Raw genomic sequence first — 20,608 nt, forward strand, 5'->3', positions numbered from 1 at the left:
ATTCCAAAAGCGGCTCGAATAGAATGCGAACGATTATCACCACGACTACGCTTATCAAGGAAAGTTCACCGATGCCGTCCTTCTATCCTGTCCTTACTTCCAGCCAACACTCAAGCACCGCTGCGCACACGACGTTACGCCCGCTGGCATTGGCCGTACGCCTGCTCGCTTGCGGCATGGCGGCTGCTGCCCTGCCGGCTTTCGCGCAACAGTCCGACACCGCAGCGACAGAATCAAGCACCACGTTGGCTCCTCTGACCGTGACCGGAGCACGCGACGCCAAGGTGACGGAAGACAGCGGTTCCTACACCGCAGAAGCAGCTCGCACCGCCACTCCGCTAGATCTCTCCCTGCGTGAAACCCCGCAGTCGGTGAGCGTGGTCACTCAGCAGCGCATACAGGATCAGGATCTACAGACCATCCTCGATGTGGTCAACAACGCCACCGGGGTCTCGGTCAACCGCTATGAGACCAGCCGTGCCCAGTTCAATGCCCGCGGCTTTGAAATCAACGCCCTGATGATCGACGGCGTGCCCACCATCTGGGAGCAGCCCTGGAGCTCGGGGGAGATTTTCAGCAGCCTGGCCATGTACGACCGGGTAGAGATTGTGCGCGGCGCCAATGGTTTGATGGCCGGTTCAGGCGACCCATCCGCTTCGCTCAATCTGGCACGCAAACGCGCCAACAGCGCGGATCTGCACGGCTCGGTGGAAGTCAGCGGCGGCACCTGGGATACCTATGGCACGCTGGGCGATGTCGCCATGGCGCTGAATGAAGCCGGCACCGTTCGCGCCCGCTTGGTAGGCGAATACAACGAGGGCGACAGCTGGATAGACCTGCACAGCAACCAGCGCGAAACCCTCTATGGCACCATGGATATCGACCTGAGCGACAACACCACACTCTGGTTCGGCATGAGCCATCAGCAGAATAACTCCGATTCTCCGATGTGGGGCGGGCTGCCAGTATGGAATGCCGATGGCACCCGCACCGACTGGAGCCGCTCCAAAACCACCTCGGCCGAGTGGAGCAAATGGGACACCACCTACGACAACTACTTCGTCAACCTGGACCACACCTTTGCCAATGGCTGGCTAGCCAACCTGAGCTACAGCCGTGGCGAGCGTATTGCAGACTCCTACCTGCTGTATCTGTACGGCAACCCGGACTTTGACCCCAGCACCGTCGACATGGGTGGCTCCGTGGGTGCCTACCACGTAGAAACCACACAGGACGACTTCAGCCTGCGCTTCAGTGGCCCGATCCAGCTGTTCCAGCGTGAGCATGAGCTCGCCTTTGGTTACATCAACAGCAAGCAGGAGTTCGACGCCGACGCCCGCGCCGGCACACCGGGTGCCTATCCCATTGCCGACTTCCCCGGTTATACCGGTAACGTGGCCGAACCCAGCTGGGCCAACCGCTCACGCTACGGCGAAGGTGAAGTGGAGCAGCAAGCCTTCTACGGCGTTACCCGGCTGAACATGACCGACGAGCTAAAGGTTATCCTCGGCGCGCGCGTCAACTACTACGAGCGCGACAGCGACGACATCTATTCCCTTGAACCCACGCACATCGACGTAACCCAGGAAGTAACCCCCTACGCCGGCATCATCTACGACCTGACCGAGCAACTCTCGGCCTACGCCAGTTATACCGACATCTTCCTGCCGCAATCTGTCGCGGATGCCAGCGGCCAGATACTCGAACCCATCGTTGGCGAGAGTACCGAACTGGGCCTGAAAGGCGAGTTTTACGATGGTCGCCTGAACGCCTCCGCCGCCCTGTTCCAGATCAAGCAGGACAACCTTGGCGTCAGCACCGGCGTCTATCTTGATCCCACCACCCCAGCGCTGGGCTTCATCTACGAAGCCAGCGAAGGCGCCACCAGCGAGGGTTTTGAACTGGAAGTATCCGGCGAACTGGCACCCGGCTGGAACGTCTCTGCCGGTTATACCCAGTTCGATATTGAAGATGCGGACGGCGCCGCGGTAAACACGCTCTATCCCACCAAGCTGCTGCGTACCTTCACCACCTACCGCTTTCAAGGCCCGCTCAACAAGCTGACCATTGGCGGCGGCGTAAACTGGCAAGACAGCATCCACACCTACGCCACCAACCCGGCCGGCGATTCCGAGAAAATCGAGCAGGACGCCTACGCCCTGGTCAACCTGATGGCCCGTTACGACATTACCGATAACCTCTCGGCCCAGGTGAACGCCAACAACGTCACCGACGAGAAGTACTTCGATATCTTCGATGCCTACGGCGCCATGACCTACGGTGAACCCCGCAGCGTTACCGCCACAGCCAAATACCGCTTCTGATGTACCTCACGCGGGGCTGGCAACAGCCCCGCGTCACCCTCAAGGTGGCTTACAGCCCCAGATACTCCGCAATCAGAAACGCCTCGCCCTGCCCTTCGTGCTTGCCGAAATAACTCACCGGCTCGCGCTCGCCGTCTTCGATGTAACCCACCTCGCAATCAATCTGGTATTTTTTGGCAAGGTCGTTAAACAGGTTCACCGGGAAGTTCAGCTGAATGTGCTTCTTGATCGGCTGGCTGATACCCAACTGCCAGTCTTCGCAATCATCGCTTTCGCAGTCATTGATCAGCGTTACCTGGTTCGCCTCGTTCGCCTCAGCGTACGCCTGCAAGGCCGCCTGCAGCTCAGGCAGGTTTTGCCGCAGCTTCTTTTCCTGCTTCTCTTCAAGACGGTCAGTGGCGATGAGTACGTATATAAGCATGTGAAATACCGGAGCTAGGCTGGAGTTTGCGGCCACTTTACCACAGGGCAGCGCCCTGCCTCGCAGGGGTGGCGGTAAGCCAACCCTTTCACACCAGGAGAGGCACGCCACCCCTTACCGAAGCGCTTGGCGCACCCGACAAATGAACCAAAAACCCGGGTTGGCACCACATAAAAACTGTAGCACTATGCCAGTAACTGCAAGCCAGCCTACGCCCCTCCGGACGAAGCAAGGACGCTCGCTTACAGCTTTGATGCAATGCGCATTCGGTATAACACGCGACTAATGGTGTTAAGCCGCATGCGGTTTAACGTGCACAGATGAGCTGAGGTAGAACATGGAATGTACTGATTTGACGATATTTTCACCTCAAGCGCGCGACGGTCGTCGCACGTTATATCGATGCGTTCCATCTAATCACTGTTAAATTTCGTAAGAGGTCACGAGCATGTCCGAATGGGATGACGATATCGCAGCGCTTGATATGAGCGATGTCGAAAAAAATGGCCTGCAGGTTTATCGAAATTATACAAAGGCATTCGAGAGGAATCAGGCGAAGAAATTTGCAATAGAGGTTAATTCTGAATCTCACGATGTATCAAGGTTAAGCAAGGTATGTGATGCCATAGCATCTGATGATGAAAGGCTTGTCCCGGTAATAGCTTGCGCATTTGCTGACGAAGCGCTTGATGAAATGTACAAGCGTGAAGTGCCCAAGGGCATCCCAGGAGGTAGAGACAGTCTATTCTCTGGGTACGGGCCATTCTCAAGTCTGTCAAAGAGAATACAAGTTGCCTACGCCTTTGGCTGAATGAGTGAAGATATACTGAAAGACATGGATTCTCTGAGAAAGGTCAGGAATAAATTTTCCCACTTATGGGACCATGAATCGCTATCTGGCTATGCCGAACAAGCCCCAACCTCTGATATCACTCCCATAGAAACAATGTTCAAAGAGCATGAGGAGCGATTGCTTTTGGCTGGGGTAGAAAACCTTGACGCCCTTGGGCGCCTCCGAATCCGGACAATTTGGTTATTGGGTAGGCTATATTATGAGTCGCTACTATATCCCCTCGCCCTTAAAAGGCGGCTACAACCCTATGTTGTGATCTACGGAGAGCATCAACCAGATCTGTTATCACAGATCGCTGGCGTGTGTAGCGAATTCACTCGGAAAGTGCTTAGGGAAAGAATTTAACAAGGCCAGGCACAGCGACGGCTTTTTCGTTCCGGTTTCGCCTCCACTACAAAGCCGCGCGTGCTGGCGGCGTTAGCCAAAAGGAGCATGTATGGAAGATTTAGGAAAATTCATAGAGTCATTATCCAGCATCCTTTGGCCAGCCATTTTTATATGGGTTTTGTACTATTTTAGAGAAGCCTTTAAAACGGTGTTGGAATCTGCAAAGGGGAGGAAATTCACTTTAAAGATAGCCGGCAACGAATTGACGATGGAGGAAGTTACTGAGCAGCAGCGAACTATTCTGGCTGATTTGCAAGATAAGGTAGCTAAGTTAGAAGAGCTATATGAATCTTCGACTCCGACAGCTTTTTCTCTTGGAGAGGTGAAACGTCAAGCTTTTGGTAAAATTTTGTGGGTGGATGATAAGCCGAAAAATAATAGCTTTCTTGTTTCGCATTTATCAGATTTTGGTTTGGAAGTTCATATTGCAAAGTCAACAGCTGAAGCTAAAGAGCTATTAGGACAAAACCAATACTATAAGATCATCAGTGACATGGGGCGACCAGAAAGTGATACGGCGGGAATAGACCTACTTAAGTATGTCAGGGCGTCGAACGTAGAAACGCCTTACTTTATATTCTGTGGTGGCTGGGCAGCCAGAAATATGAAAAATGAGTTCGTTGCGGCCGGGGGTAATGGAATTACCTCATCCGGTACTACGCTCCTAAAAATGCTGGAAATCGATGGCTAACAAACGCAAGCAGGCAGGGACAAACTTTCCGCTGACGCTAAAAGTTTGCCCCTGTTGCGGGCGTTAACAGTTGAGGGAGCTTCATCATGTCATGGAGAACGACAGTATATGGAACCGAAGATTTATCAAAAACCAGTGTTATTGTAACTAACTTCATCTTAGCTTTTACCTTCCTTGGAGCATACGGCTGGTGGGCTGATTTCGCGCCGTCATCAGAGTGGAGCGAAATGGGCTTTAAACTGGCAAGCACAGCAACAGTAACTTTCATTTTTGTATACTACTTAGCCCTTTTAACAGGTCGGGCAAAGTTCAAACCAAACACATCAATCTCAATAAAAATCCTGGCAGTCGCCTTGCTACCCGCAATCGTTTTCTTTTTTTTCCTTCTCGCCATAACGCACGGCCTTGGCGACATCGCAACGCAAATAATTGGTCAGGATAATAAACTAACCACTGCGTTCACTAAAAACCAAACACGAAGCAGAAGACTCTGCGATTATCGCCTTGAGGGCCACGCCATAGAAAATGCGCTACCAGACTACGTGTGCATATCTGAAAAAGAGTTCCAAGCTTTCCCTCAAGCAGGCATGTACACGCTGCAAACCAAACAAACCGGGCTAGGGATTCATATTAAAAGCCTTACTCCTGTTGTTAACCGCTAAAAGAAATGGGGTCAGATGAGCATTTCGCCAGTGTTCCTCGGTCCTTGACTTTGCTAGTGCGCAAAAAAAGAAAGCCCTAACGGGCCTCTCTTTGAGGATTGATCAAGCACCTTACAACTTTAGCAGCCCCTCAATAGAATAACGATCAACATCGCTTTTAATGCCGTACCACTCCCACTCATCGACGATAATCAACGCAATACTCAGGGAAATATTGGCCGGGGCGGGCGACCGCAAAGCCGCATTTTCTTAATACCTTTGATCCTCCCGTGAGCACATCAACACCCTTCCACCCTATTGCGACCCGCATTTTTTGCGCGGTAGAGCGCAGCGTCTGCCTGTTCTTTGAGCTCTTCCAGACTGTTGGATTCGCTCGGTACCATGGAGCACACGCCTGCGCTGATGGTCACTCGCTTGCTGGTTTCTGAAAGCTCGTGCTGCATTGCCGCCTGTTCAATGGCGGCTCGACAGGCTTCGGCAACGAGGCTGCCGTTGGCCGTGTCGGGCAGAATGATTGCGAACTCTTCGCCTCCGTAGCGGGCCAGCATGTCGGTCGGCCTGCGCACGACGCCTTGTAGAATGCGCGCGACATTCCTCAGGCACTCGTCACCAGCGGGGTGCCCGTACTGATCGTTGTAGTGTTTGAAGTGGTCTATATCCAGCATGATCAATGACAGTGGTTGGCTTTGTCGCATACCGCGAGCCCACTCCTGCTCAAGAAACTGATCAAAATGCCGTCGGTTCGCCAACTGGGTCAAACCGTCGGTGAGGGACATCTTTTCCAGCTTCTCCTTGCTGGCAACCAGCGCGCGGTTCCGATTGACGTTGATCAGCGCATAGATCACCAGCAATGCAATGAAAAAAGAACCAGACACCATGATCAGCGCCGGCAGAAAGCTACGTCGGGCATTGACATAGGTCTGTGAAGGCTTGGCTTGAATCTGCCAGGTGCGGCCAGCCACGTCGGCCAGCAGGGTTTTATAACCCATGTCGCTCACCCACCTGGGGTCTGCGGGATCGGCGTTGCTGTACAGCTGGTTAGGTTGGGCGCCGGTAATATCTACCACCTGAAACAGCAGATTCGGGTTATTCCTGATACCAATCGCCTGGTTGGCCAGCTCCCCAACCAGAAAGACGCCATTGATGTAACCATAATGGGCCTCGCGCCGCTGTTCCAGGTTGGTCGGTCGGCCCTTATAAAGCGGAGCGAATACCAAGAACCCCTGTTTCTTTTCCGTCTCTTGAACCAGCTTGATGCCAGCAGTTGCAACCATCGTGCCCGTGTCGCGTGAGGCTTCGATCGCTGCGCGGCGGTTGGCTTCACTGGCCAGGTCAAAACCCATTGCAGCAGCGTTCTTGTCCAATGGCGCTATGAACTGCACAGGGACGTACACACTGCGTTCGGCTACCGGAATAACTCTGTTTTCAGCATCCCTTTCGCTAAGGCGCCAACCCGGGAAATGGCCCTGCTGGTCCCTTTCAAAGGTCGCTGTCTGGCTGCGCTCGATGACCGGGGCCCAAGCAAAGGCCATGATTACCGGGGAACGCTCGAGTATGCCATCGGTGATGGATTGGAAGCGCTCTGCGTCCATACCGGGCACAACCTCGATGGCCGCTTTCAAAGCAAAAAGCACCTCAAGGTTGAGAAGTACCTCTCGCTCCAATACGGACGCAATCTGGCCAACATCCCCCTGAAACTCGTTGGAAATAGCCAGGGTCTCCTGAACGTAAAAGCTACGGCTCATTGCCGCGCAAAGAGACATGCCCAGTACAGCGAGGATCGCGATAGCGACGAAGGGAGAGCGCTTCAACTTGGCGCCGTCGGCCGCATGGGCTCAAGGGTTCTAACGCTGCTCACGGCAGGGGGCTCCAATGTAATGATGCAAACGAGTAAACACGGCCACTGACCGTGCAGCAGTTCGTGAATATGAGGGCCCATGAGACAAACAGTTCCGCACAGATGCAGGGTAAAGCAGGCAAATCGCCAGCACCATCACTCCGTGCCATAGCATTGCTCTCACTCAGGTAACAGCAGGCCCTGCTGAATGGGGAAGACTGCTGGCTATCACGCTTGTGTGATTTAAGCATCCAGACAGAGGCTGAGCGTGAACTTGAGTGCCAACGGCGGCTTTTCAGACGGGGCTTCAGGCTTGATGCCACATTGCCCTACCTTTCTTCCGCAGGCCCGGCGCCTGTACGATGCACAAATGTAATTGGCAGGTAATTGGGGTCAGATGAGTAGCATTCACTCGGCCTCGTGCACCGGGCGCTCCCCTGCTCTCGCGTCACAAGGGCGTTAATCTGCATTAATCGAACGGGTCTGAATTCAGCTAAAGGTAAGGACACATGTTATTAAGTCGTTGGTTTTTCATTTCTTTTTTGCTGCTCGCGCTGACCGGTTGCCAGTCGGCGTACTACGGCGCGATGGAGCGGGTTGGCGTTCACAAGCGCGACATCATGGTCGATCGGGTTGAGTCGGCCCAAGACGCGCAAACCGACGCCAAAGAGCAGTTCGAATCGGCGCTGGCGCAGTTCCGCTCCATTATCCAGATCAAGGATCAGGATCTGGCCACCCGCTACGACAAGCTGAACAGCGAATACGAAGACAGCAAAGCTGCCGCTGAAGCGGTGACCGATCGTATTGATGCGGTAGAAGATGTGTCTGAGGCATTGTTCGATGAGTGGGAAGATGAAATCGAGCTATACAGCAGCGCCAACCTCAAGCGCCAGAGTGCTGCCAAGCTTTCCCAGACCCGGCGGCAATACCAGGCGCTCATCAAAGCCATGCGCAGCGCTGAGTCCAGCATGGAGCCGGTATTGCGCGCCTTCCAGGATCAGGTGCTGTTTCTCAAGCACAATCTGAACGCGCGAGCGATTGACTCGCTCCAGGGTGAACTGGGGAGCATAGAGACGGATGTCGCCCAGCTGATCAGAGAAATGGAAAGATCGATCGCCGAATCAGAAGCGTTTATCAGCAGCTTGCAGAACCAGGGTCAATAGTCGGCAATGGCGTTAGCGCCATAGACGGCAAGATTGCCTTGGTGCAGACGCTGGAGCCAGATCGGCTCCAGCGTCCTGGGCTGGCCAGGCGGCCACAGACAAAGTTCAGCTCTGCGGCTTGATCAGGAACTTCTCGCCAGTCGCCTGTTTGCCGTATATCGCCATCGAGTCCAGCTTCAGCGCACCGGCCAATGACACTTCGTGCGTGTAGCTGCTGGCGAAGGTGGTTTTGATTTCAGCGGCAACGCGTTTGCGCATGGCGGCGGCGGTGTCGTTACCCAGTTTGCCTAGCGCGTTGAACAACAGGAAGCCATTCACCCCCCAGGCAAAACCGAAGGCGCGGTTCAGGGTGATCGGGCCGCGATCCAGGCCGCCATAGATATACACCTGTTTGAAGACGGTAGAGCCATACACGCTGTATTCAGTGATGTCGCGCGATACGGCGGCTTCCATGCAGGTGAGGATGTCGCTGGCCAGCTTGCCACCACCAATCGGGTCAAAGGCGATGGTAGCGCCGGTTTCGATCAGCGCCTGGGTCAGGTCGGCCATGAAGCTGTCGCTGCTGGAATTGACCACGTACTTGGCACCCTGCTCGCGCAGCAAGGCTTCCTGCTCGGGCTTGCGGACGATGTTGACCAGGTCAATGCCATCGGCGATGCAGATGCGGTTAAGCATTTGCCCCAGGTTGGAGGCGGCGGCCGCGTGTACGATCGCCTTGTGCCCTTCTGCGCGCATGGTTTCGACCATCGCCAGGGACGTCAGCGGGTTAACGAAGCTGGAGGCGCCTTCAACGGCGGTGGTGCCCGCCTCCAGCTCCAGACAGCTTTGCACATTGGCACGCAAGTATTTGCGGTAACTACCACCGCCGATGAAGGCGACGGTTTTGCCCATCAGAGCCTGAGCAGCGGCGGACGAGCCTGCAGCAATAACAGTACCGGCGCCTTCGTTGCCTACCGGAATCGCCTTGCCAATGCGCTTTTTAACCGCGCCCATGAACTTGGCTGGCACATCAGCTGTGATCACCGGGCGCTCGGCGCTGCCGGACTGCTTTGCCGTCGTCATATCGGCCATGCTGAACATCACGCCCAGGTCAGACGGGTTGATCGGGGCAGCCTCGATGCGGATGATCACGTCATTTTCGCCCGGCTCCGGGATCTCAATCTCGCGCAGGGCCAGCTCCAGCTGGTTGTTTTCGCTGATGGTGGAAATGAGTTCGATGTTGGTGTCCGACATTTTATTCTCCTGAAAGGTGGCGGGCCTTGGCATGGCGCCCGAGGGACCGTCTTATCATAGGCCTTAATACCCATTCGCATGAACGCTTTGACCTGTGAGTGACGGCTGTGAATGGGGCGACATTTCGCTAAAGGGTGCCGCGGCAGGGCTCACTCCGCGCCAGCTATTTGGGCGCCCCTCTTCCCGCACGCTTGCAGAAGGCATTGCAGAGCCTTCCAGAGCGCTCACCGCGCCTGCCAAAGCCGGCCTACGCAGTGGTCAGGCTTTAGCGCATGTGTCTACAATGGCCCAGACCCGCAAGACTGATTTCAAGAAAAGGCATTTCGACAATGGTTTTCAGCTTTCACCGCAGCGCCGCCCTATGTTGAAACACTGGTTCAGCATTCTTCGCGCCGCCATCCAGAACTGGCTCGATAGCCAGGCCTTTATCTACGCTGCCGCCCTGGCCTTTTTCACCGTGTTTTCCATCGCACCAGTGCTGGTTGTGGTGGTGGCCCTGGTGGGGCTGATTCTGGGTCAGAGCGCTGTACAAGGGGAGCTGTTTGCGCAGTTGGAGGGTACGCTCGGCCCGGATGCGGCCGGGGTCATTCAGACCGCCGTGGCCAACTCGCAGATCGACAACAGCGGCATCTGGCCGGCGTTGATCGGGATTTTTGCCACCATCGTGGGCGCCACCACAGTGTTCGCCAAGATGCAGCAGTCACTGAATCAGATCTGGGGCGTGGCACCGCGGCCTACCCGAAATAACATGTGGCTGTTTATCAAGAGTCGATTGCTGTCGCTTACCATCATTCTGGCGATCGGCTTTATCCTGCTGGTTTCGCTGATGTTATCCGTCATTTCCAGCGCCATTATGGCCTACGCCCAAGGTTGGCTGCCGATACCCGGTGGGGCGATGGTCGGTGTGGAGTCGGGGTTGTCTCTGTTGGTAACCACGCTGCTGTTTGCGGCCATGTTCAAGATCCTGCCCGACGTACTGCTGTCATGGCGCGATGTACTACTTGGCGCCTTTATTACCGCCGTACTGTTTACCGTGGGCCGCTCGTTGATCTCGATTTACCTGGCCTACTCTGCGACGGCATCGGCCTACGGCGCGGCGGGCTCGTTGGCGCTGCTTTTACTCTGGGTGAACTACTCCTCGATGATCCTGCTGTTTGGCGCGGCGTTTACCCGCGCACACCTTGAAGGCCGGGGCCAGTCTGTGCGCCCCAGGAGCACGGCAGTACGTGTACAGCGGGAGTTGATTGCCGAGGCGCCAACGAACCGCGACTGACACAGGCGGCAGCGCAAGAGAGGCGGCGTTGGCTCGGCTAACGGTTAACTGGAGAGGTCTATGCGGCAGGACGAAATCAAGGCCTTGTTCGACCAGCAGGCGGCAAGTTATGACAGCCAGTGGGCAAAAACGGCGCCCATCAGGCACTGCCTGCATCTGCTGCTGGAGTCACAGTTTGCTGCGTTGCCGCGCGATGCGCAGATTCTGTGTGTTGGCGTGGGTACAGGCGCTGAACTGGCACACCTGGCGTCGAAGAATCCGGGGTGGCGGTTCACCGCAGTGGAACCTTCCGGGCCAATGCTGAACCTGTGCCGTGAGCGCGCCCAGGCCGAAGGCTTCGCCTCGCGCTGCGTGTTCCACGAGGGTTACCTGGAGTCGTTGCCGACTGCCGCGCCGCACGACGCCGCCACCTGTTTTCTGGTGTCCCAGTTCATCCTCGACACCGGCGAGCGTTCGCAGTTTTTTGCCGGGATCGCCAACCGCCTCAAGCCCGGTGGGTTGCTGGCCAGCTCTGACCTGGCGGCTGATGTTGATTCGCCCGAATACGAAGTTCTGCTGCGCGCCTGGATGAACATGATGGCCGCTGCCGAGCTTACCCCAGAGAACCTGCAACGCATGCGCACCGCCTATGCCAACGACGTGGGCGTGCTCCCGCCGGCCACAGTGGCGTCCATCCTTGCTGCAGGCGGTTTCGAGTTGCCGGTGCTGTTCTTTCAGGCCGGGTTGATTCACGCCTGGCTTTCCAGGCGAGCTTGAGTCGCTGCCACGCTGATCCGCCGCGGCCCCCGCTGCAGGCGAGCTAAAGCGCCCGACCTCCTGCTGGCTCGCAATGCCCGGTTTAGCGCAGCCGCACGCTTTGCGAGCCTCGAAAAGCGGGCCCATACCCATCAATCACGACCACTTATAAGTTAGAAAAATCAGCCGGCCATCCGCGCTCGCCCCTAAGATATCCAAACAACAATAAGACGGAGCATAGGAATGAAAAAAGGGATCATCTCGATAGCACTGCTACTGGTGCTGGCCTGCGGCATTTTTTGGGCAACCGCCGACCAGGATATGCGCCGGCTGGCCTTGAACCTGCCGACCGATACCAACGTACTGTTCTGGTCCAGCGAGCAGCGCGATGCCGGCTTCCGCGCCATGGACCGCCTACCGATTCTAAGCCAGTCCCGCGTGATTGCGGCCGGCAATAGTGTTTACCCGCTGCCCGCAGGCGCGCCGCTGGATATTGGCGTAGACGTGGATGCCTTTATGCACGAGCAGCACGCGGCGGCCTTGGTGATTGTGCACAACGGCAAGGTGCGGCTTGAGCAATACGGATTGGACTTTGGCCCCGAGGGCCGCTGGACCAGTTTCTCGGTGGCCAAGTCCTTTACCTCCACCCTGGTCGGTGCCGCCATTCAGGATGGTTACATCAACAGCATCGACGACATGGTCTCGGACTACATCCCCGACCTGAAGGGTTCGGCCTACGATAACGTCACCATCAAGCAACTGCTGACCATGACCTCCGGCGTGGCCTGGAACGAGGACTACGCAGACCCGCAGTCAGACGTAGCGCGCTTTAACTCACACCAAGCCGAGCCCGGCGTGGATGTGACCGTAAGCTATATGCGCCAATTGAAAGCCGAGGCAGAACCCGGCACCAAGTGGGTATATAAAACCGGCGAAACCAATCTGATTGGTGTGCTGGCCAGTTCCGCCGCCAACAAACCACTGGCGGACTACCTCTCGGAAAAGGTCTGGAAACCCTTTGGCATGCAGCAAGACGCCACCTGGCTGTTGGGCTCGACCGGACACGAGATCAGTGGTTGCTGTGTGCAGGCTGCCACCCGCGACTTCGCCCGCTTTGGCCTGTTCATGCTGGGCGGCGGTGTGGCTGGCGGCGATCAGGTGCTGCCCGAGGGCTGGATCGCCGAAGCCACCACCAGGCAGGCCGACATAGGCGCGCCCGGCCGCGGCTACGGCTATCAGTGGTGGACGCTGGATGATGGCGCCTACATCGCCCAGGGGATTTTCGGCCAGGGCATCTTTATCGACCCCAACCGCCAGCTGGTGATCGCCTCCAACGGCAACTGGCCGCAGGCCACCGACGCCCAGGGTGGCGATCAGAGTAAACAGCGCCTGGCCTTTTACCGACAGGTACAACAGGCTATAGATAACGAGAACCAGCCCTGAACCTCACCCAGCCCGGACGGTTAAGACCATGAAAGCATTGTTAGCGGGTGCCCTACTGCTCCTCGCGGTCGGCAGCGCGCAACACAGCCAGGCGCGGTCAATGGCGCAGGAAGTGCGCCTGCCGCACGTGCAGGGCTGGCAGATCACCGCCACGCGGAAGATCAGGTCAGTCACTTGCTCGGCACAACAATCTGCAACCGACGGGCAGCAACTGTACCTGTCAGTCAGGGCCCTGCCAGACGATGCGTTCGCCTGGAACCTGCAGTTTACCTCTCGCGATCGCACCGTGACGGCTGGCGTGCAGCAGGCGGCGGCGAGCCTGCTGGTGAATGGCGTGCCAGCCTCCACAGGCAGCGTAGTTGCCATTGGCGATAGCACCAGGCGCTATGTTCGCTTTGAGTTTGCGCCGTTAGCGGGCAACGTTGCGGCGATAAAACCGGCGTCTGCCGTCGAGCTTACGGCGCCAGGTCTGGCCCCATTGGGCATTACAGCGTTGGCGCCGTTGATCACGGCGCTGGAGCAATGCCAGCGGGACAGCCTGAATTCCGGCTTCTGGAACAACGCGACCACGCGGTGCAATTAAGCCGCGTTGTTGCGGGCTTTGCGGTAGCGACATGGCGTTGATCTGCCTGCGATCAGCTGGCCTACAGGCTACGGCTGTGCGCTACGGGGGACCGCGAGCGCCATTGGTAACCAGCGCTCTGCGGCGAACCCGGCAATGTCTGCCCAGCCAGTCGTCATGCCGACTGAACCCAGGGCGACTTTGGTGATCACTGTTCAAGCAGCCTGAAACTTCGCATGGCATTTCGCCGGCTGCACCAGCAACCGGAGGTACCCATGCATCTCAAAGGCTCATGCCACTGTGGCCGCGTTCACTTCTCACTGGAGTCCGCGCAGCCCTACCCGTTCAACCTGTGCTACTGCTCCATTTGCCGCAAGACGGCGGGCGGTGGTGGCTACGCGATCAACCTCGGTGGCGATTACCGGACGCTCAAGGTAGAGGGCATGGAGCATGTGAAGGTCTATCAAGCCACGATCACCGACGCGGATACCGGCGAGCAGCGATTAAGCTCGGGGCAACGACACTTTTGTGTGGAGTGCGGCAGCGCGCTCTGGCTTTGGGACCCGAACTGGCCAGAGCTGGTGCACCCGCTGGCCTCGGCCATTGATACACCCCTGCCGGTGCCGCCGGAGCGTACGCATTTGATGCTTGGCTCAAAAGCGCCCTGGGTTAAAGTACAGGCCGCTCCGAATGACAAGTTGTTTGAGGTATACCCCGACGAATCCCTGGCCGAATGGCACCAGCGGCTGGGGTTAAGCAGCTAGGGCGCACTGCCATGCGGATTCATCGCGTCTCTGTTTTTGGCGCACCATACATGCCTTTCAAAACCGCGCAACCATGCCAAGACTGACGCTATACCTGCTGTTCTTCCTCGCCCTGCCACTGCACGCCGCCGAGCGGGAACGTGCCGACTGGGCAGCCGAATTCGCCGCGCAGGATGCCGTCGGCACCATAATCGTGGTGGATGAACGCATACCAGGCAAAGCCACCTGGGTGCATAACCCCGAGCGCGCAGCGCAGCGCTTCTCCCCCGCCTCAACGTTCAAGATTCCGCATACGCTGATGGCCCTGGATGCGGGCGCGGTGAAGGACGAGTTTCAGGTCTTCCCCTGGCATGGCACCCAGCACAGCTACGCTGGCCACAATCAGGATCAGACCCTGCGCTCGGCCATGCGCCATTCTACTGTGTGGGTGTATCGCGGCTTTGCCAGCGCTATCGGCGAGCCCAAGGCCCGCGCCTATCTCCAGCAGCTGAACTACGGCAATGCCGACCCTTCGGTGGACGCCGGCGATTACTGGATTGATGGCAAGCTGGCAATCTCTGCCGAAGAGCAAATTGCTTTTTTGCAGCAGCTGTACCGTAATCAGCTGCCGTTCAAGATAGCGCACCAACGGCTGACCAAAGATCTGATGATTGTGCAGGCCGAGCGTAACTGGATCCTGCGTGCCAAAACCGGCTGGGAGGGTCGCTATGGCTGGTGGGTCGGCTGGGTGGAATGGCCCGAGGGGCCTGTGTTTTTTGCGCTTAATATCGACACGCCAAACCGGCTGGAAGACCTGCACAAGCGTGAAGACATCACCCGTGCACTGCTGCGCTCAATCAATGCGCTGCCTGCTGCACACTGACTACTCTGCGAGCTTTATTTGGCTGCCAAGATCTCACTAAAAACACCTACAAACAAAGTGTTAGGCGAGGATTCATAGAATGAACGTGAGCGAGTTCTCCGTGCGATCCGGGCTCTCGGCGCACACTCTGCGCTACTACGAAAAGATCGGCGTGCTACCGCGTATTCAGCGCAATAGCAGCGGGCACCGCGCCTTCACAGCCAGGGACCTGGAGTGGATCAACTTTGTCACTCGGCTGAAAGAAACCGGCATGCCGCTGGAAGGCATACTCAAGTATGCCGCGCTCAGGCTTGAGGGCGATGGCACCCTGGCCGAGCGTCAACGCATGTTGGCGACCCACCGCGATGCACTGAAGCTCAAAATCGAGCGGGAGCAACTGCATCTGCAAGCGTTGGACGCCAAGATCCGCCACTACCAGGCGCTTGTCGGTAGCGCTTGACTTAGAGCTTACTCAAAGCGGCATCGTGACTGATCACCTAGCGTATGGGAGCAGTAGCATGAGCACGAGCAGATACCAGACAGGTTTGCAGAACCTGACAGCAATAGACGGCGAAGCCGGCCACAGCGTCATTGATAGCCTGAAAGACGTTTGCCCTGATCTGGCCAGGTACATCATTGAGTTTCCCTTCGGCGACATCTACGCCAGGCCGGGCCTGGACCTCAAATCACGTGAAATCGCCACAGTCGCGGCGCTGACCGCGCTGGGGCACTGCGCGCCACAGCTGAAAGTACATGTGAACGCGGCCTTGAACATTGGCTGCACGCCGGATGAGATCAAGGAAACCGTGCTGCAGATGGCGGTATACGCCGGCTTTCCGGCAGCATTGAACGCTATGTTTGTGGTGAAGGAGGTGCTGGCAGAGCGTGCTTTGCTATGACCTCCGCCAGCAGCGCAATGCTGTGCACTTGAGCGTAAGCGGTCGAGCTACATCTGGATCATCAGAGGTAACCGCACCGCCGCCGGCCGGGAGCAAGCTCGGCCAGCCCGAGCACCAGCGCATGGACTTTACGCCACGAGAGCCGTTCAATCTTCGGCTGCTAGGCGCCGGTTTGCACGCTGCATACCTTGCCAGGCAGACCAGGAATACAGCAGCAACGCCAGCCAGATCAGTACGAAGCTGGCCAGTTGCGGCGCGCTGATGCTCTCCTTGAAAACGAATACGGCGATCAGGAACTGAATGCTGGGGTTGATGTACATGAGAAAGCCCAGCGTCGCCAGGCGTAAACGCCGCGCCGCGCCGGCGAACGCCAGTAGCGGAATCGCGGTAACCACACCGCTGGCTACCAGCAGCACTGGCGTTCGCGCATCCTGAGTGAAGTGAGACAGCTGCATTTGCGACAGCGCGCCCAGCGCCAGCAAGGCCAGCGGCAACAGCAGCAAGGTCTCGACAAACAGGCCAGACAAGCCGTCCAGCAGTACTTGTTTGCGCAGCAAACCATAGGTGCCAAAGCTCAGGGCCAATACGAGCGCGATCCAGGGAAGACTGCCCAGCAACACCAGCTGCACCAGTATGCCGGCCACGGCCAGCGCAATGGCGATGCCCTGCAGGCGCGCGAGGCGCTCGCGCAGAATCAGCATACCCAGCGCGACGTTGACCAACGGCGTGAGAAAGTAACCCAGGCTCGCTTGCAGCACGTGGTGGGTTTCTATCGAGTAAATGTAGACGCCCCAGTTCAACCCGATCAACACCGCACAGCCCAGCACCCGCCCCAGGCGCGCCGGTTGCTTGAGGGCCGCCATTACCGGCGCCCAGCGGCGCAACACACTGACCAGCAGGGTAAGGAAAACACAGGACCAGATAATCCGGTGCACCAGAATTTCAAAGGCTGGTACGCCGTCGAACAAGGCAAAGAACAGCGGAAAGCAGCCCCACATGAGGTAGGCGCTAATACCAAAGGCGATGCCCTGGCTGCTTTCATTCAGTTTGATGGCCATCAGGTGCTCGGTTCAGGGTGGGTGTCGACAACGCAGGCGATTCTACCGCTCCAGGCGTGGCGGCCAAATGAATATCACCGCGCGGATACGCTAGCGCGGTTTTGCGCTCGCAAGGGCCAGTGCGCCGCTCGCTGTCGACAGCATAGCCAACAGGCGACCCGCCGAAGACAGTAAGCAGCATCTAGCGTTTCATTGGCCGGCACGTCTGCCGGAAGCTCGGTCAGTGCCGCGGGCAACATTCCTGCTTATCCTCACTCTGCAGCTGCATAACCACAAACAATGATGCTTGAGCACGCCTGCGTTTACTGGTATTTCAACAGCTCGACGCGGCCTGCTGCTCTGCCCGCAGCCTGTTTTGCGCAGGGGCGGCAACGTGATCCCGCGTCGTTTCCAGCTAATTGGGAGACATCACATGACACTGCACGCAGCTGATTTTATTGCTCGCAAGGGCAACAAGCCGATCACCATGCTGACTGCCTACACCTGCCCGGTTGCCCGCGGCATCGAGGCGGCTGGCGTTCCGGTGATTCTGGTGGGCGACACCGTGGGTATGGTGGAGATGGGGTTTGCAAGCACCCGTGATGTGACCCTGGAGCATATGGAGTACCACATCGGCGCCGTGCGCCGTGGTGCCCCCGACACACACATCATTGGCGATTTGCCCTACCTGACCGATACCGATCCGCAAACCGCGCTGGCCAGCGCGCAGCGCCTGATTGCCGCCGGTGCCAACAGCATCAAGCTGGAAGGCCCCAAGGCCGAGGTTATCCGCCATCTGGTGGATAACGGCATCGCGGTGGTTGGCCATACCGGGCTGACGCCACAAACCGCCACCTCGTTCAAGAAGGTCGGCAACACCGATGCCGAGGCGCAGCGCATTGTGCAAGAGGCAAAGTTGATCGAGGCATCCGGCGCCTTCATGGTGGTACTGGAGCACATCCCCTATACCCTCGCCGGGCAGATCACTCAGGCCTTGGGTATTCCCACCATCGGCATTGGCGCGGGCCCGGAGTGTGACGGCCAGGTACTGGTGATCAACGATGCACTGGGACTGGGCGACTACTGGCCACCGTTCTCCAAGCAGTACGCCCACGTCAGCGATACCATCGTCAAGGTGGCGCGCGACTTTACCGCCGAGGTAGAGACGCTGGAATTTCCGAATAACATCATTCAGTTCACCGGCACCGGCAAACGCTGAGACCGGCTCCCATGTGGGCGGGGCGCTGCCAGCCGCGCAGCAGCGCTGGCCCGCTCTGTTCCCTTGCTCTGCCAGCAGCTATTCTGCAACAGGATCTGTTGTTCACCGCCCTGGTGTGCAGCGCGGCTGCACGCCAGGATCATTACGCAAGGAGCATTCATGTCGCGAACCCTTATCATTCTCTTGCTGCTGTGCAGCCTCGCCGGTTGCCGCGACGAGACAGGCCAGATCAGCCTGCCAACCCTGGAGCTGAACTGGCATAGCGACAGCGCAGACGCGCGTCAGACCACCTGGAATACCATGGTCGGGCGCTGGTATGGCGATCGCATGGATGAAGACGGCGAGCGCATACAATGGATTACCCAGCGCCACGCCGACGGCACCTACCAGGTAGACTTTCGCAGCACCACGGCAAGGGGGCGTATCGAGAACAGTACCGAGCTGGGCCAGTGGGGCATGGCCGGGCCAATCTACTTCGGCTTTTTTCGCGGCTGGCTGGAAGGCGACGTTTTTACGCCTTCCGACCCGCGCCAGGCTGACAACTACGACGCCTATAACGTTATCAGTCTGACCGACGACCACATGGTCTACGATAGCCTGACCACCGGCACCCGCTACGAAGTCCGCCGCGTACCGGACGGTTTTTACATTCCGGATGCGGCTAGCGAGACCCGGCTGTAAGCGGAGTTTTTGGCCTGGGGTTATTGACTACTCTCGCTCACTGCCAGCTAGGCTTCATCACTGAATCAAGGAAGAATCATGTACCGCTATTTGCTTTCACTGGTCACTACCCTGCTTATCTGGGCGGTGTTTGCACCCACCGGGGATAGCTTCGTTGCACTCGTCCTCATTGGCGCCATGGTCTTTCCGTTGGTCGAATGGCTGAACCGGCGTTACTTCCCACGGGGGCGGGTTTCCACAGAGCAGGAGCTGGAAATCGAAACCGGCGGCATGAGTATCGGCAGCGACGGTGGTGGCGATGGCGGCGGCGGTGACTAGCGTTGCTACTCGGTAACTGTACTGCTCGTCTGCTTGGCTACAGCGCTAGACTGGCTGCAAGCTCGTCGCTGACGCGCGAGCCGAACACGTGGGCGCACATATCTAGGGAGCACGTATGCAAACCATCGGCCTGCTCGGCGGCATGAGCTGGGAGTCGACCCAGAGTTACTACGCCGCCATCAATCAGGGCATCAAACAGCAGCTGGGCGGCCTGCACTCCGCCAGGCTGGTGCTCTACAGCGTGGACTTCGCCGAACTAGAGGCGCTGCAACAGCGCGGTGACTGGGCTGCCGCGGCGCAAATATTGAGCCAGGCAGCGCAATCCCTGCAGGCGGCCGGCGCCGACTTTCTGGTGATTGCCACCAATACCATGCACAAGGTCGCGCCCGAAATACAGCAGCAGATCACTATTCCCCTGCTGCATATCGCTGATGCCACTGCCAGGGTGCTCAAGCAGCAAAACATCAACCGCGTTGGCCTGCTGGGCACGGCCTTTACCATGGAGCAGGCCTTCTATCGCGAACGGCTGGAGGCACAAGGCATCGAGGTACTGGTGCCCGATGCGGCTGAACGCGCCGAAGTGCATCGCATCATTTATGAGGAGCTGTGCCTGGGCAACCTGGTGGAGGCCTCGCGCAGCGCTTATCTGCAGATTATTGCTGCGCTGGCCGAGCGTGGCGCGCAGGGCGTGATACTCGGCTGTACCGAAATAGGCCTGTTGGTGCAGCAGGCCGACAGCCACGTGCCCCTGTATGACACCACCGCCATCCACGCGGCAGCCACCGTCACTCAAGCGCTGGCCAGCCAATAGACCAGGAAACCAGCATGGCCGACATCAGCTATCCCCTCTCGGGCGCTTGCCAATGTGGCAGCGTCACCTACCAGCTGCTGGCCCCACCGCAGGCGGTGATTGCCTGCCATTGTCGGGAATGCCAGAAGCTGTCCACCAGCGCCTTCAGCCTCACCGCACTGGTGCCGGCGAGCGATCTGCGTTTCAGCGGCCCTTTGCAGCACTGGAGCCGCGTGGCAGACAGCGGCAACACCAACGCGGCGGCCTTCTGTGGCACCTGCGGTAACCGTATCTATCACGTCAATCCTGAGCAGCCCGAGCTGATCAAGCTCAAACCCAGCAACCTGTCGGATACCCGCGTTATTCAACCGACCAAGCACGTGTGGGTCAGTGAGAAGCAGGATTGGTTTGCCCTTCCCGACGGGGCAGAGATTTTCCCGAAGGATCCGTAGCGCGCGCCGGTGCCAAGGCGCTT

The 20,608-nt window shown here is 57.8% G+C and carries 22 protein-coding genes; 18 read left to right on the plus strand and 4 right to left on the minus strand.

The features are described from left to right. The first annotated feature begins 71 nt into the window (after nucleotides 1-71). Complete coding sequence (locus BLU26_RS03920) at nucleotides 72-2,324, plus strand: TonB-dependent siderophore receptor (protein WP_092284052.1); 2,253 nt, start codon at nucleotides 72-74, stop codon at nucleotides 2,322-2,324. 49 nt (nucleotides 2,325-2,373) lie between these two features. On the opposite strand, the gene BLU26_RS03925 is transcribed toward BLU26_RS03920, so the two are convergent. Next, entirely contained in the window at nucleotides 2,374-2,745 is a 372-nt protein-coding gene (locus BLU26_RS03925) for a hypothetical protein (RefSeq protein WP_092284054.1), read from the minus strand. A 448-nt stretch (nucleotides 2,746-3,193) separates the two neighbouring features. Here BLU26_RS03925 and BLU26_RS03930 point away from each other — a divergent pair, with 448 nt between their 5' ends. The 3 genes from BLU26_RS03930 (at nucleotide 3,194) to BLU26_RS03945 (ending at nucleotide 5,338) form a co-directional block, all read left to right on the plus strand. Beyond that, on the plus strand, nucleotides 3,194-3,556 hold the full coding sequence (locus BLU26_RS03930; protein WP_092284056.1) for a hypothetical protein: 363 nt from the start codon (nucleotides 3,194-3,196) through the stop codon (nucleotides 3,554-3,556). A 478-nt stretch (nucleotides 3,557-4,034) separates the two neighbouring features. Next, nucleotides 4,035-4,676, plus strand: a complete 642-nt coding sequence (locus BLU26_RS03940) for a response regulator (protein ID WP_092284060.1) — start codon at nucleotides 4,035-4,037, stop codon at nucleotides 4,674-4,676. An 86-nt stretch (nucleotides 4,677-4,762) separates the two neighbouring features. Further along, nucleotides 4,763-5,338, plus strand: coding sequence for a hypothetical protein (locus tag BLU26_RS03945; RefSeq protein WP_157719295.1), 576 nt, complete (start codon nucleotides 4,763-4,765; stop codon nucleotides 5,336-5,338). Nucleotides 5,339-5,616: 278 nt separating this feature from the next. On the opposite strand, the gene BLU26_RS03950 is transcribed toward BLU26_RS03945, so the two are convergent. Continuing rightward, on the minus strand, nucleotides 5,617-7,083 hold the full coding sequence (locus BLU26_RS03950; RefSeq protein WP_172830639.1) for a CHASE domain-containing protein: 1,467 nt from the start codon (nucleotides 7,081-7,083) through the stop codon (nucleotides 5,617-5,619). Nucleotides 7,084-7,684: 601 nt separating this feature from the next. On the opposite strand from BLU26_RS03950, the gene BLU26_RS03955 reads away from it, so the two are divergent. Beyond that, nucleotides 7,685-8,338 (plus strand): DUF2959 domain-containing protein, encoded by a 654-nt coding sequence (locus BLU26_RS03955; protein ID WP_092284066.1) that lies wholly within the window; start codon nucleotides 7,685-7,687, stop codon nucleotides 8,336-8,338. Nucleotides 8,339-8,443: 105 nt separating this feature from the next. Here BLU26_RS03955 and BLU26_RS03960 read toward each other — a convergent pair whose 3' ends face one another. After that, nucleotides 8,444-9,571 (minus strand): zinc-binding dehydrogenase, encoded by a 1,128-nt coding sequence (locus BLU26_RS03960; RefSeq protein ID WP_092284068.1) that lies wholly within the window; start codon nucleotides 9,569-9,571, stop codon nucleotides 8,444-8,446. A gap of 361 nt (nucleotides 9,572-9,932) precedes the next feature. Between BLU26_RS03960 and BLU26_RS03965 the strand changes: the two genes are divergently transcribed. From BLU26_RS03965 to BLU26_RS04000, 8 genes are all read left to right on the plus strand, one after another. Beyond that, nucleotides 9,933-10,844, plus strand: a complete 912-nt coding sequence (locus BLU26_RS03965) for a YihY/virulence factor BrkB family protein (protein ID WP_092288351.1) — start codon at nucleotides 9,933-9,935, stop codon at nucleotides 10,842-10,844. Nucleotides 10,845-10,904: 60 nt separating this feature from the next. Beyond that, nucleotides 10,905-11,600 (plus strand): class I SAM-dependent methyltransferase, encoded by a 696-nt coding sequence (locus tag BLU26_RS03970; RefSeq protein ID WP_092284070.1) that lies wholly within the window; start codon nucleotides 10,905-10,907, stop codon nucleotides 11,598-11,600. A gap of 222 nt (nucleotides 11,601-11,822) precedes the next feature. Then, nucleotides 11,823-13,022, plus strand: coding sequence for a serine hydrolase domain-containing protein (locus BLU26_RS03975; protein ID WP_092284072.1), 1,200 nt, complete (start codon nucleotides 11,823-11,825; stop codon nucleotides 13,020-13,022). 28 nt (nucleotides 13,023-13,050) lie between these two features. After that, nucleotides 13,051-13,605 carry a hypothetical protein gene (locus BLU26_RS03980; RefSeq protein ID WP_157719296.1) on the plus strand — a complete coding sequence of 185 codons (555 nt, stop codon included), beginning with the start codon at nucleotides 13,051-13,053 and terminating at the stop codon, nucleotides 13,603-13,605. Nucleotides 13,606-13,859: 254 nt separating this feature from the next. Continuing rightward, complete coding sequence (locus tag BLU26_RS03985; protein WP_092288352.1) at nucleotides 13,860-14,348, plus strand: GFA family protein; 489 nt, start codon at nucleotides 13,860-13,862, stop codon at nucleotides 14,346-14,348. 73 nt (nucleotides 14,349-14,421) lie between these two features. Continuing rightward, a complete protein-coding gene (gene blaOXA, locus BLU26_RS03990; RefSeq protein WP_092284076.1) occupies nucleotides 14,422-15,210 on the plus strand; it encodes a class D beta-lactamase in 789 nt (262 codons plus the stop codon). A 79-nt stretch (nucleotides 15,211-15,289) separates the two neighbouring features. Continuing rightward, on the plus strand, nucleotides 15,290-15,649 hold the full coding sequence (locus tag BLU26_RS03995) for a MerR family transcriptional regulator (RefSeq protein WP_092284078.1): 360 nt from the start codon (nucleotides 15,290-15,292) through the stop codon (nucleotides 15,647-15,649). Nucleotides 15,650-15,707: 58 nt separating this feature from the next. Further along, nucleotides 15,708-16,088, plus strand: coding sequence for a carboxymuconolactone decarboxylase family protein (locus tag BLU26_RS04000; protein ID WP_092284080.1), 381 nt, complete (start codon nucleotides 15,708-15,710; stop codon nucleotides 16,086-16,088). A gap of 146 nt (nucleotides 16,089-16,234) precedes the next feature. Here the strand turns inward: BLU26_RS04000 and rarD are convergent, their stop codons facing one another. After that, nucleotides 16,235-17,146, minus strand: a complete 912-nt coding sequence (rarD, locus tag BLU26_RS04005; RefSeq protein WP_092284082.1) for an EamA family transporter RarD — start codon at nucleotides 17,144-17,146, stop codon at nucleotides 16,235-16,237. A gap of 412 nt (nucleotides 17,147-17,558) precedes the next feature. Here rarD and panB point away from each other — a divergent pair, with 412 nt between their 5' ends. The 5 genes from panB (at nucleotide 17,559) to BLU26_RS04030 (ending at nucleotide 20,585) form a co-directional block, all read left to right on the plus strand. Continuing rightward, nucleotides 17,559-18,344, plus strand: a complete 786-nt coding sequence (gene panB / locus BLU26_RS04010) for a 3-methyl-2-oxobutanoate hydroxymethyltransferase (protein WP_092284084.1) — start codon at nucleotides 17,559-17,561, stop codon at nucleotides 18,342-18,344. A gap of 159 nt (nucleotides 18,345-18,503) precedes the next feature. Beyond that, nucleotides 18,504-19,025: a hypothetical protein gene (locus BLU26_RS04015; RefSeq protein ID WP_092284086.1), complete on the plus strand. Its 522-nt coding sequence runs from the start codon at nucleotides 18,504-18,506 to the stop codon at nucleotides 19,023-19,025. 78 nt (nucleotides 19,026-19,103) lie between these two features. Further along, the gene (locus tag BLU26_RS04020; protein ID WP_092284088.1) at nucleotides 19,104-19,343 is read left to right on the plus strand and encodes a hypothetical protein; all 240 of its coding nucleotides are present in this window, start codon (nucleotides 19,104-19,106) and stop codon (nucleotides 19,341-19,343) included. Nucleotides 19,344-19,458: 115 nt separating this feature from the next. After that, nucleotides 19,459-20,154 (plus strand): aspartate/glutamate racemase family protein, encoded by a 696-nt coding sequence (locus tag BLU26_RS04025; RefSeq protein WP_092284090.1) that lies wholly within the window; start codon nucleotides 19,459-19,461, stop codon nucleotides 20,152-20,154. Between the two features lie 14 nt (nucleotides 20,155-20,168). Further along, complete coding sequence (locus BLU26_RS04030) at nucleotides 20,169-20,585, plus strand: GFA family protein (RefSeq protein ID WP_092284092.1); 417 nt, start codon at nucleotides 20,169-20,171, stop codon at nucleotides 20,583-20,585. Nucleotides 20,586-20,608 lie beyond the last annotated feature (23 nt).

Origin of the sequence: Halopseudomonas sabulinigri, assembly GCF_900105255.1 — a bacterium.
Taxonomy (GTDB): Bacteria; Pseudomonadota; Gammaproteobacteria; order Pseudomonadales; family Pseudomonadaceae; genus Halopseudomonas; species Halopseudomonas sabulinigri.